12 protein-coding genes are annotated in these 13,550 nt (G+C 31.7%); 7 read left to right on the top strand and 5 right to left on the bottom strand.

Annotation, left to right across the window (positions count from 1 at the left end; all coding sequences use genetic code 11):
- Positions 1-62: 62 nt before the first annotated feature.
- From OIU83_RS09335 to OIU83_RS09320, 4 genes are all read right to left on the bottom strand, one after another.
- Positions 63-1,835: a T9SS type A sorting domain-containing protein gene (locus tag OIU83_RS09335; protein WP_264205985.1), complete on the bottom strand. Its 1,773-nt coding sequence runs from the start codon at positions 1,833-1,835 to the stop codon at positions 63-65.
- Between the two features lie 202 nt (positions 1,836-2,037).
- Entirely contained in the window at positions 2,038-3,153 is a 1,116-nt protein-coding gene (locus OIU83_RS09330) for a helix-turn-helix domain-containing protein (RefSeq protein WP_264205984.1), read from the bottom strand.
- Positions 3,154-3,395: 242 nt separating this feature from the next.
- Positions 3,396-4,070: a hypothetical protein gene (locus OIU83_RS09325; protein WP_264205983.1), complete on the bottom strand. Its 675-nt coding sequence runs from the start codon at positions 4,068-4,070 to the stop codon at positions 3,396-3,398.
- A 189-nt stretch (positions 4,071-4,259) separates the two neighbouring features.
- Positions 4,260-5,111: an AraC family transcriptional regulator gene (locus OIU83_RS09320; protein ID WP_264205982.1), complete on the bottom strand. Its 852-nt coding sequence runs from the start codon at positions 5,109-5,111 to the stop codon at positions 4,260-4,262.
- A gap of 86 nt (positions 5,112-5,197) precedes the next feature.
- On the opposite strand from OIU83_RS09320, the gene OIU83_RS09315 reads away from it, so the two are divergent.
- From OIU83_RS09315 to OIU83_RS09305, 3 genes are read left to right on the top strand one after another with little or no spacing between them, the layout of a single operon-like run.
- Positions 5,198-6,145: an NADP-dependent oxidoreductase gene (locus tag OIU83_RS09315; RefSeq protein WP_264205981.1), complete on the top strand. Its 948-nt coding sequence runs from the start codon at positions 5,198-5,200 to the stop codon at positions 6,143-6,145.
- A gap of 12 nt (positions 6,146-6,157) precedes the next feature.
- Entirely contained in the window at positions 6,158-7,123 is a 966-nt protein-coding gene (locus OIU83_RS09310; protein WP_264205980.1) for an alpha/beta hydrolase, read from the top strand.
- Positions 7,120-7,701: an NAD(P)H-dependent oxidoreductase gene (locus OIU83_RS09305; RefSeq protein ID WP_264205979.1), complete on the top strand. Its 582-nt coding sequence runs from the start codon at positions 7,120-7,122 to the stop codon at positions 7,699-7,701. Before OIU83_RS09310 ends, OIU83_RS09305 begins: the two co-directional genes overlap by 4 nt.
- Positions 7,702-7,782: 81 nt before the next feature.
- On the opposite strand, the gene OIU83_RS09300 is transcribed toward OIU83_RS09305, so the two are convergent.
- Positions 7,783-8,451, bottom strand: coding sequence for a response regulator (locus OIU83_RS09300; RefSeq protein ID WP_264205978.1), 669 nt, complete (start codon positions 8,449-8,451; stop codon positions 7,783-7,785).
- A gap of 306 nt (positions 8,452-8,757) precedes the next feature.
- On the opposite strand from OIU83_RS09300, the gene OIU83_RS09295 reads away from it, so the two are divergent.
- From OIU83_RS09295 to OIU83_RS09280, 4 genes are all read left to right on the top strand, one after another.
- Positions 8,758-9,021, top strand: coding sequence for a hypothetical protein (locus OIU83_RS09295; protein WP_264205977.1), 264 nt, complete (start codon positions 8,758-8,760; stop codon positions 9,019-9,021).
- 108 nt (positions 9,022-9,129) lie between these two features.
- Positions 9,130-11,148: a tetratricopeptide repeat-containing sensor histidine kinase gene (locus tag OIU83_RS09290; RefSeq protein WP_264205976.1), complete on the top strand. Its 2,019-nt coding sequence runs from the start codon at positions 9,130-9,132 to the stop codon at positions 11,146-11,148.
- A gap of 711 nt (positions 11,149-11,859) precedes the next feature.
- Positions 11,860-12,492 carry a 4'-phosphopantetheinyl transferase family protein gene (locus OIU83_RS09285; protein ID WP_264205975.1) on the top strand — a complete coding sequence of 211 codons (633 nt, stop codon included), beginning with the start codon at positions 11,860-11,862 and terminating at the stop codon, positions 12,490-12,492.
- Positions 12,493-12,543: 51 nt separating this feature from the next.
- A complete protein-coding gene (locus OIU83_RS09280; RefSeq protein ID WP_264205974.1) occupies positions 12,544-13,512 on the top strand; it encodes an NAD-dependent epimerase/dehydratase family protein in 969 nt (322 codons plus the stop codon).
- Positions 13,513-13,550: the final 38 nt, after the last annotated feature.

Raw genomic sequence — 13,550 nt, 5'->3', positions numbered from 1 at the left:
ATAAATATAAAAAAGGGGCTATCTCATTTTGAGAAGCCCCTTTTAATTGCATAAGTTTATAATTATAAAGTTTTGGATATAATAACTCGTTTTGAGGTTTTAGACTTGCCTGAGGTAATTGTGAATATATAAACACCTGATTCCATTGTCGAAACATCAATTTTTTGTGTTTTGGGAGTTATTTGGGATGTTTTAATCAGTCGACCGTTAAGATCGTAGACGTTTAGTATTAAATCCGATTTATATTCAAAGTCGTTTAGATTTATGAATACCTCTGTAGAAGCAGGGTTAGGGTATAAAGTAAATTTATCATTATTAAATTCGTCTATTCCAAGAAGTTTTGATACAACAACAGTTGCTTCTGCTGTACTACAGTTTGAAGATTTATTTATATCGCATATTGAGTAGGTAATAGTATATTTTCCAGGTAAGGCTGTTGCAGGAATTACAAGATTACCATCATTAGCAATAGCTGTATCTGTAAGCCCGCCATTATCTATAAGTGATATTGTTATATTGGAGGCAGCAACAAGAAAATTATTGTAAAGATCATTTGCAAGTAAATTTCCAGCAATTCGTTCAGTACCTGTTAAAAGAGGAGTGTTACTAAAGTCGTCATCATTGGCCAAAAGCGCATTGGTTACTAATAATGTTACCTCATTAGATTCCATTACACAGCTATTACTGCTAACCAAGACTCTGTACTGATAACCATTGTACCCAAAAGGAGTATTTAGTATTGTAAGTGTAGCAGTATTTGTACCCGAATAGAATGGAATGTTTCCTCCATCTGTAATATCAAGCCAATTCTCACCATCTTTACTTACCTGCCATTTGTATTGATCTGCATCTAATGCATTAATGCTAAATGTGGCGTTAGCATTCGTAGCTATTGCCTGATTCTGTGGTTGTGAATTTATTATTGCTTCAGGTTGGGTAATTGTAACATTAGGTGTGGCAACCTGCCCTATGGCATCAGTTACTTTTAAGGTATATGGACCTGCTGCCAAACCAGTTATTGTTTGTGTGGTTCCTCCCGGCAGCCATTCATAGGTAAATGGAGGTGCTCCTCCTGAGGTAACTGCTGTTGCGCTTCCGGTAGGCACGCCATAACATGTTAAGTTATTAGAGATAATTGATGCCTCAAGTAGCGGAACTACAGTTACAGCTGATTGAGTTCTGCTACTAGTGCCTGATGCATTGATAGCTTCTGTATAGAAATAGTATGTACCGACTGTTGCAGTATTTGGTAAGACCGATGTACCCACAGTTTCAAGAGTATTTTCTGTTCCCAATAAGTTGCCACCTACACTAGCATCATACCATTTGGTTTGAGTATAGGTATAAACAAGTGTTATGTTTGTTGAGGTTGCAGATATATTCATAAAGGGGTTATGATAGTCATCGTAAATTGAAATATTTATTGTACCGTTAGTGAGATTATTAATGGGTTTTGTGTATATTTTATTTGTGTTCGAAGTATTAGATATCGTACTGTTAGGTAAAGTTCCTGCACCGGATGCTGCTACATAAAAATCAAAAATTATCGACCCCATTCCTAAATTGAATCCATTAAAGACAAGGTTAGCGGAAGTAACCACTGCTCCATCGGGAATTGTAACATTGCCAGTAAGCGTTACAACTCCATAGTTTGGAATATTAACATTTGTACCTAATACAACGCTATTTGTCGTAATTGCGTTGTTTGTTGCTGCCAAAACTACAGAATTTGTTCCTATTGCAACTTTTTTACTAACTACAGTAGGTGCAGTTACCTGTGCAATACATTGAAAGTTAATAAAGGAAAGTAAAAATAAGAGTAGAGTTTTTTTCATTATCACGTTTTATTTAATAGTTACTAGGCATTATCGATATTACCGCCCATTTTACAGCGGCTTTTGTATACTGCCATATATTAATCGCAAAATTATAGTAGGGAATATGATTAGGAATACTCCAAAAAGTTTTCCTAAAGAAAATCTATAGCCCGAAAAGTTTTAGGGCTAAATAAAGTGTAAAAAATAATGATAAAGATGGTTATCCTTCTATCTCAAATTCCTGCTTTTGCAGATCACTTGGCAGGATATTATAATGTTTTTTAAAGGCTGCCGAAAATTTACTGGTATTTTCATAACCGAATTTATAGGAAATCTCTTTTATTAGAAACTTATTTTCAATAATAAGTTCTTTTGCCAGCTGCATTTGTTTTTCCTGAAAATATTTATAAATAGGTTTTCCAAAAAATTGCTTAAATTCCGATTTTAGCTTACTCTCGGATATTTTAAATTTTGCTGACAGTATAGCGATACCTGGAAATTTATCAAACAAATGATTCGTTAAATAGTTTTCAACCCTGTTGATATTGAATTTATCATCATAGTCTATACCCGAATAATTCTCCATAACCTTTTGTTCACTGCAAAGCCTGAAAAAATCGAAAATAAGGTTTATCGTTGAGAATTTTAGTTGTAGAAAGTCTATAGAAGCAGCTTCACCATTAAGGTTCATAACATCATCAAAATGGCTAAAATTTTTAAGCACTTCTTCGTTGCCTGTTAAAGGCCAGGCAATATATGGTTCGTTTGAAGCAATAAAACTGGTAAGACCTCCCTCTGAGAAAAGGTTATTCTGGGCAAGGTTACGTTGTAGCCATTCATCATTAAAATATAGGGTAATATATTTATTATCGGAACCTTTAAAATTCAGATCGCAGTTACGTTCTTTAGGCTTAAAGAATGTCCAGCTGTAGTTTGAAAAACAAAGCTGTTTTTCATAAATTTTCTTATCAATAGTTACCTGATTTGTAATATGATTCAGGCTTAACATATAGTAACCTTTGTCTTCTATTTTCTCCTCTTTTGGATCGTCATAAATAAGATCAAAAGCGACATTGGCTTTATACCTCACTTTAGAATAAATAATCCAGCATCCTTCTTCAAGTTTTTGGTAATTGAAACCTCCATCGCAAAAAGGAGTTTTAGCATAAATGCTTTGTCTTTCTTTATTATGTTTTACAAAGGGATATTTAGCAAAACTCTCCACCAAGGCCTCAGGAGATTTGCTACTATAAGGGAGATGATAAAAACCATTGCTGTACGTAAAAAAGTACTGCTTGAACTGATTAAACCAGTTCTTCAAATTTTGCTGAAACATAACAGTCGCAAATATAATATTAATTTGCAATCCTTTATGTGGGTAGTGATAAATTAGGATTGATTGTTGAATTAATTGCTTTTAAGTCTGTTAAAATAAGTTTAGGTGTACAGCTGTTAAAAAAAATAGAATGTTAACCCGGATAGAACGATTTTTAAATCGTTCTATCCATTTTCTCCGTTGGCATCTTCTATGAAAATATCTAAAGGTACTGCTAGTCTAAAATTATGTTTTCGCTCTACTTATGTTTTTGATATATTATATTCCTGAATTAATGTTTGCACGGTCTTAAATGTAAAAGGCTTGGTTTGACTATAGTTTTGGGATACTTTACCGTTGTCTGCCAGCAAACTTCTTAATAGTTCCTTACGCTCTTTCCTTGGTTTACTACCAGCAACTGTAAAGGAGCTATATATAATTGGAGTTAGTTGAGTTCCTTCCTTTTCGACATACCAGTTGGTAAATTCTATATTTGGAATAGCGCCGCTCGTAGCAATAACTGAGCTAATCGTACACGCAACATCGAGTACGTTGTCAGCATTATTACCTAAGTTAGAATGTTTGTACTCATACAATTTTATTTCTCCATCTTCTATACATTTTAGCCAATCGGCTTTTTCAGCTAGAGATAATTTTTTGGCTAATTTCTCAGGAATAAAACCTGGAAGTACTTTACTACGATAAACAGCCTTTTTTTTCGCATTATAATAAGCCAAATAGATGTTTGGATTTATTACATAACTAGTATCTGCTGTAATTAGTTTTAAGCCTCCTATTAAAATATTAACTTTGATTTTACCGTATATCGTATCATTAGTTTTCGTTACGATATAGCTTTTATCTTTAGAGGGTGAATGTGCATTTCCTGATAGACTAAATATTAACAAGAAAAAAAATGTAATTGATCTAATATGCATACTAACATGTTTTCATTTATGAGTTACAAATTTACAGAATAATTAAAAAAAACAGTAAAATTGACCATGTTTTTTCTGTCTAAAATAGTATAGTGGACTACGAATAGCTTTGCTAAGTATATAGGAGTTGAAAACATTTAGAATCGGGAAGTACATTTAAATTTAATACCTAAAAAATAAAGAAAAAAATCAGGAGGCTATAACATTTTCTCTTTTAGAGGTATTCCTATAAAGGCTCAAACTCATTCCTTTGTGTCGTTTGAAAAACTTATTGATATGACTCTCATCTGCAAATCCAAATTCATCGGCTATTTCATGAACTCTTTTATTACTGAAACGTAATCGATGTTCTATCAGTCGAATCCGGTACGAAGAAATGTACTGTTGTATTGATTCATTGCATTGTTTTCGGAAATAACTACCCAAATAGGTATCAGACAGACCGAATTTCTCAGCAATTACATTTATTTTTAGCAGTTCGGGCTGACGTATATGTTCCTGGATATAGTCAATTATCTGTAGTATTCGGGTATCTGCATTTGGTGAAATAGACTCAGGTTTGATAACCGATATGTTTCGGGCAGCAATCACAATAATTGCATTGACCAAATGACGCATTAGATCTTCAGCATATATAGATTTCAGTTCTGCTGTGTGCTGTAAATTCTGCATTAAATTGGCAACCATAAGCTTATCAGCTTCATTTATTATAATGGAACCCGAAAAATGGGAGGCATAATATAAGAGACATTCAATATGGTCTATACTTTGCCAACTATAACTTTTTACGTAAGAGGGAGCAAAACGTACTACCATAAACTCACAGACCAGATCCAGATTAAACGAGTGGTAATCATTTGGCGTGATCAAAAATAGATCTCCTCCTTTAAAAGGAAGTTGATTGCCATTGATTCCGTGGTTTCCTTTTCCAGATAATACATAGACAAATTCAAAAAAATTGAATTGGCGATCCTGTAGTGGACAGCAGTCTATCTTTTCGTAATATACCTCTAATGAATTATGGATATTTTCTCTTGCCATAACGCAAAGATACCTAAATAGACTTTGAATGTACCTGTAGTTCCTTTGTAATTCAGTCTATTTTTGCCAAATAAATAGTTAAACAAATGAAAGCAATAGTATTGAAAACTTTTGGAGGTGTCGAAAATCTCGTTCATCAAGATATTGAAAAACCTGAAATAAGCGAAAATCAAGTGCTTATTAAAGTAAAAGCTATCAGCATCAATCCGGTGGATATTAAGGTTCGGAATAAAAAAGCGCCATTGGCAGAGGATTTGGCTCATTTTGATCCTCTGATCTTAGGTTGGGATATCTCAGGAGAAGTTGTTGAGGTTGGAAATAAAGTTACACGATTTCGTATCGGAGATGAAGTGTTTGGGATGATAAACTTTATCGGACACGGTATGGCGTATGCAGAATATGTGGCTGCCTCAAGCGAACACTTGGCTCTGAAACCCGATAACATCAGCCATATCGAAGCCGCTGCCAGTGCAATGGCGGCGCTAACTGCTTGGCAAGCTTTTGATCGTTATGGAAAATTGAGACCAACAGATAAAGTTCTTATTCACGCAGCAGCGGGTGGTGTAGGACATTTTGCAGTGCAGATTGCCAAACATATCGGAGCTTATGTTATTGCTACCTCTTCGGTATCCAATCGAGACTTTGTGCTGCAATTGGGAGCAGACGAACACATTGATTATCAAACTACTCATTTTGAACGAATTCTTGAAGATATTGATTTTGTTTTGGAATCCGTTGGAGGTGATAATTTTCAAAAATCAGTTCGTGTTCTAAAGCCTTTTGGTACCATCGTCGCGTTGAATTCCGGGCATACGAATAACGATGAGCTCAGTGCAGAAACAAAACATCTGCATGCTTGTTATTTTATGGCGGTTTATTCCAATTCTTCGGATATTGAATATATCGCTTCCTTATTAGGAACTGGTTTATTGAAGCCTCATGTCTCCCATGTATTCGACTTTGACGAAATGGAAAAAGCACATCTGCAAATCGAAACAGGGCGTACGGTGGGGAAAGTTGTGGTGAAAGTGTAAAACAATTCAAGTATGGAAAGTACAATTAAAAAAATAGATAATGGACTTTGGAAAGCTATTACTAATAGTCCTTTTAATGAAATAGATTACGAAAACCTGCTAGCGAATAACCCCGCAAAAATTAGAGAAGAAGAAATGAATTTGTCATTAAAAGAAGAGCCACTTGATGTTCCAAAACAATTAGATGTTAAGAATATCCAGATTCCATCTTCTGATAAATCCAGAATGATCAGTTCGAGAGTATACAGACCAAAAGGAAAACAACATTTACCAATATTGCTGTATTTTCATGGAGGTGCCTTTATATATGGTACTCCCGAACAATACGATTTCTTATTCTTTGGGTTAGCTTTAGATGTTGATATGATAATTGTTTCGGTAGATTACCGATTGGCTCCCGAACATCCATTTCCTGCCGGAATGCAAGATGGATATGATACATTGCTATGGCTGTCTAAATATGCTGATGAAATAGGAGGAAACCAAAATAACATCCTTATTGGCGGAAGTAGTGCAGGAGCGACAATTGCCGCATCCATTACACAGCAAGCTAGAGACAAAAAAGAAGTAGAAATTCGATATCAATACTTGCTTTATCCTCCAATGAGCCATCTTTTACAAACGTTATCTATGAATGAATTGGCAAATGCTCCTATGCAAACCAAAAAGGCTGCAGAATGGATGTGGAAACATTACTTACAACATAAAATAACCCAGCCGCCAAAATATGCAGTTCCGTTATTGGGTGAGAATTTTAATAATCTCCCAAATGCAACCATCATTGTTTGCGAATTAGATCCGCTTAAAGACGAGGGGAAAATATATGCCCAAAAACTACAGAAAGCAGGGGTTTTGGTTGATCTGTTGGAAATAAAAGAGGCTGTACATGCTTTTGATTTTTTCTCTTGTTCATTATCCGATACTTTTTATGCACGACAAACTGAATTATTCAAACAAATTTTAAATCAAGAACAATGAAAAAAATAGTAGTTATCAATGGGCATCCTAACAAGGAAAGTTTTAACAGTGTCATTGCACATTCCTATATTCAATCTGCATTGGATGCTGGCTCAGAAGTACGATATATTGCAATTGGAGAACTGGATTTTAATCCCAATCTACAGTTTGGTTATCGTCAAAGGATGGAGTTGGAGCCGGATTTGATAAAAGCATTGGAAGATATCCAATGGAGCGAGCACCAGGTATGGATACATCCTTTATGGTGGCTTGGTATGCCGGCAATCATGAAAGGATTTTTTGATAGGGCGTTTCTTCCTGGCATCACTTTTAAAAGCAATAAAAATGGAGGCACTGAGGGATTGTTGAAAGGGAGAACTGGAAGAATCTTTACAACAGCAGGAGATTTATCGATAGATGTTTATGAGGAAATTTATAAATCAAGTGGACTTGTGCAATTGAAAAAAGGAATCTTGGAATACTGCGGAATATCTTTTATTCAGGATCATTTTATTGGACCTATTTATGAATTAGAAGAGAATGATAGAAAAAAATGGATAGTCCAAATAGAAGACTTTGCTAGATTGGATTCAATATAGAGAAATTTATATCCTGTTTCTTTAGTTTTCACTAGGATATAACTAATCAAGCTAGTGATCATTTGATGTTACTATTTTTTCTTATAATAGACCTAAATTTTTTGCTTTTTCAATTAAATCTTTATCGCTTCCTTTTTCTTTTAAAAGCTGATCTTTTATGCTTGCTTTTCTTTTTTCGATTGCACTCATAGAAAGAGGGATATAATTAGGAAGATTGACTGTTTTAACACCTTGGGAGATCAAGATCAAGATTTGATTATCATGATTGTCCCAATTTATATTTTTTTTGAATAAATCTCTTTGCGATTCTATAATAGTATCGCTTTGTACTATTTCTCCATCCAAAATTCTTTTACAAAGTACAGGAAATAATTCAAAATTAATATCACTTTTAGATATAAAGCCTTCAGGTTTTACACCCTTAATTATTTTATCAACAGTTAATGGCTCACTATGCATAGTAAGAAGAACTATTTTACAATTTTTAAATTTTTCTCTAACGAGTAGAGCCAAATCAATACCATTACTAATATTAAGCTTCTTGAAGGGGGGAAGATTAATATCTAATAGAGCAAAATCAATATTCTTGTTTTGCTTTAATTCAAAAGTTATTTTATTGTAGGCATCTTCACAATTATGACTCTTTATAAAGATCGGCAGTTCTTTTTGAAACTCAGTATCAGATAAAAGATTAACATAACTATCTACAGTCATTGGGTGATCATCGACGATCAAAATATTAAGGCTCATATTGATTTAATTCTATTCAAAAACAAATCTAATAAATATTACGGACTTTCCGTACAATTTTTTTAATCATATTTTTTTGCAATTAATCATAATTAAGGAGTTTAATTCTCGCAAAAAAATCTAATGTTACGGACTTTCCGTACTATGGTTTAAAATGTTTTACAAGTTGTGTTATGTGTTTAGTGACAATTAGTTATGGTTTGTTTTTTTATTTGTAATAAGTGAAATGTTACGGATTTACCGTACATTTTAATTTCTATTTAGCTGTTTTTTTGCTGTAATAATAATCAGCTAAAAATTTATGTTATGAAAAACAAATTGCTTATTTCAGGATTACTACTTTCTATTTCAGTATTATTTTCTTCATGTACAAATGACGATTATGAAATTCCGGAAAGTAAAAACAACCAGTTTGGAGTTGTGCCAACATACCAATTGAAAACGAGCTTGAATGAAATAAATAATTCAAAAGTTAAAGACTCTATAAATGAGACTGGTGCTCCAGAAATAGATGTTATGGCCGAGAATGAAGGTGACCCTGTTATTGTAATACCACCTAGAAAGGATTAGTTTTCTTTTTTATTATTTTCAAAAAAGAGTTTATTTCATTTATTCTTAAATTTTATATTCTTTTATTTCAAAATGCTATATTTGAAATTGTAAAATAATACTTAAACTTTGAAAACTCCTTTTAAAATAATTTCTTTATTTCTTGTGCTGATAATTTTTTCATGCAACAAAACAGAATCATCCAGTGGTGAAATTAAGACATCTATATCATTAGATAATAAGTCTTTAGTAGGGAAAAGAAAAGAAAAATATTTAGATTCTATATTTAATTTGTTAAATGCAAAAAAAAATGATTCTGTCATTAGGAACTTGTATTTTAGGTTATCTACAGAGTATTATTACAATAAAAATCTAAATAAATCTTTAGCTACAAGTTTGATGGTTCTTAAGTTGTCAAAAGATGTTAATGATAAAGAAGGAATTGCAAAAGCACTATATTATATTGGAGATAGTTATGGAAACATAAAAAAGGATAGTGCCTATTTTTATTATTTACAGGCAGAAAAATTATATTACAAGCTATCTGATTATGATAATACAGCAAGAATGTTATTTAGTAAAGCGTGTGTTTTATTTTATGATGGAAATTATGTAGAATGTGAAGTTGAAATTTCTAAAGCCTTGCAATATTTAAAAGAATCTAAAGATCAAGAGTTAATTTATTCTTGTAATGCATTAATGGGTAATTGCCTGGAGAAGCTGACTAATTATGATAAGGCACTATGGTACCACCAAATGGCTTTAAATAATTTAGAAAAGATGAAGCTTAGTAATAAAGACGAATTGAATAATTATAACGTAGCGTCTACTATTAATATTTGTAATCTTTATGATTTAAAGGGGGAATATTCAAAATCTATACAAAAGTTACAAGGTTTACTTTCAAAAGATTTAGAAGAGAAATGGCCAAGATTATATGCAAATGTTCTTAGTAATCTAGCTTATTCTAAGATGAAAAATGGACAATATCACAATGTCTATTTAATGTTTTCAAGATCATTAAAAATTCTGGAAAAGAGTGGAGATGAATCCGACATTCTATATAAAAAAATTCATATTGGTGAATATTTTTTAACGCAAAAAGACACTTTAAAGGCAGTTCAAATACTTAAAGAAGCGAATCGATTAGCAATTAGAATTAATAATAGTAATGAAATTTTAACTTCATTAAAACTACTTTCTAGTTTAGATAAAAAGAATAGCTTTTATTATGCAAATGAGTATATTAATTTGAGTGATAGTATAAATATTATTCAAAAAAATGCACATAATAAATATGCGAGAATTGAGTATGAAACTTCAAGAATTGAAGATGAAAATAAAGTTTTGACCAAAAAAAATCTATATATGTTAATTATTTCATTTATACTAATACTTCTATTTTTGATTATTCTTGTTTTAAGGTATTCAAAATATAAAAATAAAGAATTACAGTTTTTAATCAAGCAGAAAAAAGCAAATGAAGAGATTTATTTATTGCTAATTGAGCAAAACGAGAAAATAAATATTGCTAGGGAAAATGAGAAAACTAAAATAGCAAGAGAGCTACATGATGGAGTGATGAACAAAATTTATGGAATTCGAATGAATTTAGGTTTTTTTAACGCAAAAATTGAAGCAGAAATAATTGAAAAAAGAAAAAAATACATTGCAGAATTACAAAATGTAGAAAATGAAATCAGAATGATATCACATGAATTAAATCAAAATTCTTTTTTTGAAGGAAATGATTTTAATAAAATGCTGACAATCTTAGTTGATGGTCAAAAGGATATTAGTGTTACACAATTTAAATACATAATCGATGATTCTATAGATTGGTCCATCGTGCAGAATATCTATAAAATAAATTTATACAGAATAATTCAGGAAGCGATTTTAAATGTCAATAAGTATGCTAATGCAAATAATTGCGAAATAAAAATTCAAAAAATAAAAGATAATTTTTTGAGATTAACTATTATTGATGACGGGGTAGGATTTCATGTTAAAACTTTAAAAAATGGTATCGGACTAAATAATATGAAGGATCGAACTATTTCCTTAAAAGGTAAGTTTAAAATCAAATCAAAAATTGGAATTGGAACAGTGATTGAAGCTGTCTTTAATCTCGATGCTATAGTATAGAGAGGCTTTAGTGTAGTTGTTTTTTAAATTTTCAGTGGCACTGTCTCTTAAATTGTATAAAATTAGAATAATAAGTACCCGTTGGGTATAATTACTTCGTCTATTTGCTTTGCTCGGGTCACAAAAGTTTCATTTAACACATAGTCCCGATCCCGAAACGTCGCGACGAGATGTGTTTTAAACAAGGGAAACGTCTTTTTTGAGAGTAGCAAAATCTATGTTCCTATGTGTTAAAATTAATTGCACCCAAGGGGGGTAGTAATAAGTATATTCAGATTTATATTTAATGTTTTATTCATTAATTATTTTGGAATATTAAATCTTCAATGAAATTCCTATTTTTTTTGCTTAAAAATAATTTGTAGAGATATTTTATGATCTCTGCAATTATTTAAAATTTAAATGTTTTTATAAAACAGGATGCGTTATTTGTGATGCTTACCTGCTTATTTTTTTAGATAATTACTTAAAAAAATTAAGTCCGTAATTTTTAAACAAAAAGTCCGTAATTTTTTTTAAGAAATCCCCACTATTTTCGTAAAAGAAAAGGCTATCTAACTTAAAGCTTAAGTAGATATGATTTAACGCAGTAACAGGCAGAATATATTTTTCATATCAAATTCAAGTGATACCAGTAAAATGGCAGGAGTTTAAATTAGACTTTATGGAAAATAACAAATTTGAATTTAAAAATTTTAAACATCTATAGTTTTGATTTACATCTATTATTCATATATCTCTGAAGACAATTTTGAAAATTTGTTAGAAAATGAATTATCAAAGTTTTCATCAGATTATCAAGATAAAATAAAGGGCTATAGAAGATGGCAAGATGCACAATTGTCACTTTTGGGCAGAGTAATATTGTTTAAGGCAATTGAACAGGTTTACAAATGCAAACTTAATTATAAGGAGATCCTGCAGACGAAATATAATAAACCATATTTTAAGGATAGTCTTATCCAATTTAATATTTCACATTCAGGAGAAATAGTAGTTTGTGCATTAGTAGAAAAATCACAAGTAGGAATTGATATTGAGATTATATCAGATATTCAAATAGATGATTTTAAATGGCAGATGACAGAACAGGAATGGTTGACCATTACTTCATCCGGCAAAATGATGGAATCCTTTTTTGCGTATTGGACACAAAAAGAAGCTGTCATTAAGACACATGGTCACGGATTATCAATACCGTTAAAAACATTCGAGATTTCTGAAGACGCAGCTATCATAAACGATCAGAAGTTTTTTTTAAAAGAAATAAAAATTGACGAAAAATATAAATGCTATATCTCTCTGGATATGCCTATTGATGAGCTTTGCATAAGGAAAATATAGTATAAAGTTATTTTTAAATTTTAAGAAATATTAATCATTTAAAAAAGAAATATGAATAAGAAAATTTTAGTTATAGGTGCATGTGGTCAGATAGGTACTGAACTTACTTTGAGATTAAGACAAATTTACGGAGTTGAAAATGTTATTGCTTCTGATATTGTAAAGCCTGATAGTGATATTGTTAATCATGGATATTTTGAAATTATTGATGCTCTTAATTTTGATCAGATAGAATATTTTGTGGATAAGTATGCTATAGATGAAGTCTATTTATTATCTGCTTTATTATCAGCGTCAGCCGAAAAAGCACATGCTCATGCGTGGGATTTAAATATGAATTCGCTTTTTCACGTTCTTAATCTCGCAAAAGCAAAAAAAATAAAAAAGATATTCTGGCCTTCCAGCATTGCTGTTTTCGGGAATAACACACCACGTGAGAAAACGGCACAATATACAATTATGGAACCTTCAACTGTATATGGAATAAGCAAGCAAACTGGAGAAAGATGGTGTGAGTACTACTATAAAACTTTTGGTGTTGATGTTCGAAGTGTCAGATTTCCGGGAATTATTAGCTGGTCAGCGCCCCCAGGTGGAGGAACAACTGATTATGCCGTAGATATTTTTCACTCAGCAATTAAGGAGCAAAAATATGAATGTTTTTTATCTCCAGAAACTAGTTTGCCAATGATGTATATCGATGATGCTATTGATGCAGCAATAGCTATTATGCAAGCTCCAGGCAATATGGTAAAAATTCGCTCCTCTTACAATTTGTCAGCAATGAGTTTTAATCCTAATGAAATAGCTGCCGAAATTAAAAAACATATCTCTGATTTTGAGATAACATATAAAGAGAATGATTTTCGCCAATTAATTGCAGATAGTTGGCCCGATAGTATAGATGATAGCTCTGCAAGGCTAGATTGGAACTGGAAAAATAAATTTGATTTATCAAGTATGACTTTAGAGATGCTGGAGAAATTAGATGCTACTGTTCAAAATCAACTGTCTTTTTAATCACAGCATGCCAATTCTGATACAACAGTGTTCCAAAA

The sequence above is a fragment of the Flavobacterium shii genome (genome assembly GCF_025847235.1).
GTDB classification, from domain to species: domain Bacteria; phylum Bacteroidota; class Bacteroidia; order Flavobacteriales; family Flavobacteriaceae; genus Flavobacterium; species Flavobacterium shii.
This window is presented reverse-complemented; position numbering and strand designations above follow the sequence as displayed.

What these genes read in the sequence shown, in the direction of transcription:
- OIU83_RS09310 (WP_264205980.1), top strand. Translation starts at nt 6,158, where the DNA reads ATGGAAAGTACAATTAAAAAAATAGATAATGGACTTTGGAAAGCTATT.
- OIU83_RS09320 (WP_264205982.1), bottom strand. Translation starts at nt 5,111, where the DNA reads ATGGCAAGAGAAAATATCCATAATTCATTAGAGGTATATTACGAAAAG.
- OIU83_RS09335 (WP_264205985.1), bottom strand. Translation starts at nt 1,835, where the DNA reads ATGAAAAAAACTCTACTCTTATTTTTACTTTCCTTTATTAACTTTCAA.
- OIU83_RS09280 (WP_264205974.1), top strand. Translation starts at nt 12,544, where the DNA reads ATGAATAAGAAAATTTTAGTTATAGGTGCATGTGGTCAGATAGGTACT.
- OIU83_RS09305 (WP_264205979.1), top strand. Translation starts at nt 7,120, where the DNA reads ATGAAAAAAATAGTAGTTATCAATGGGCATCCTAACAAGGAAAGTTTT.
- OIU83_RS09300 (WP_264205978.1), bottom strand. Translation starts at nt 8,451, where the DNA reads ATGAGCCTTAATATTTTGATCGTCGATGATCACCCAATGACTGTAGAT.
- OIU83_RS09295 (WP_264205977.1), top strand. Translation starts at nt 8,758, where the DNA reads ATGAAAAACAAATTGCTTATTTCAGGATTACTACTTTCTATTTCAGTA.
- OIU83_RS09315 (WP_264205981.1), top strand. Translation starts at nt 5,198, where the DNA reads ATGAAAGCAATAGTATTGAAAACTTTTGGAGGTGTCGAAAATCTCGTT.
- OIU83_RS09330 (WP_264205984.1), bottom strand. Translation starts at nt 3,153, where the DNA reads ATGTTTCAGCAAAATTTGAAGAACTGGTTTAATCAGTTCAAGCAGTAC.
- OIU83_RS09325 (WP_264205983.1), bottom strand. Translation starts at nt 4,070, where the DNA reads ATGCATATTAGATCAATTACATTTTTTTTCTTGTTAATATTTAGTCTA.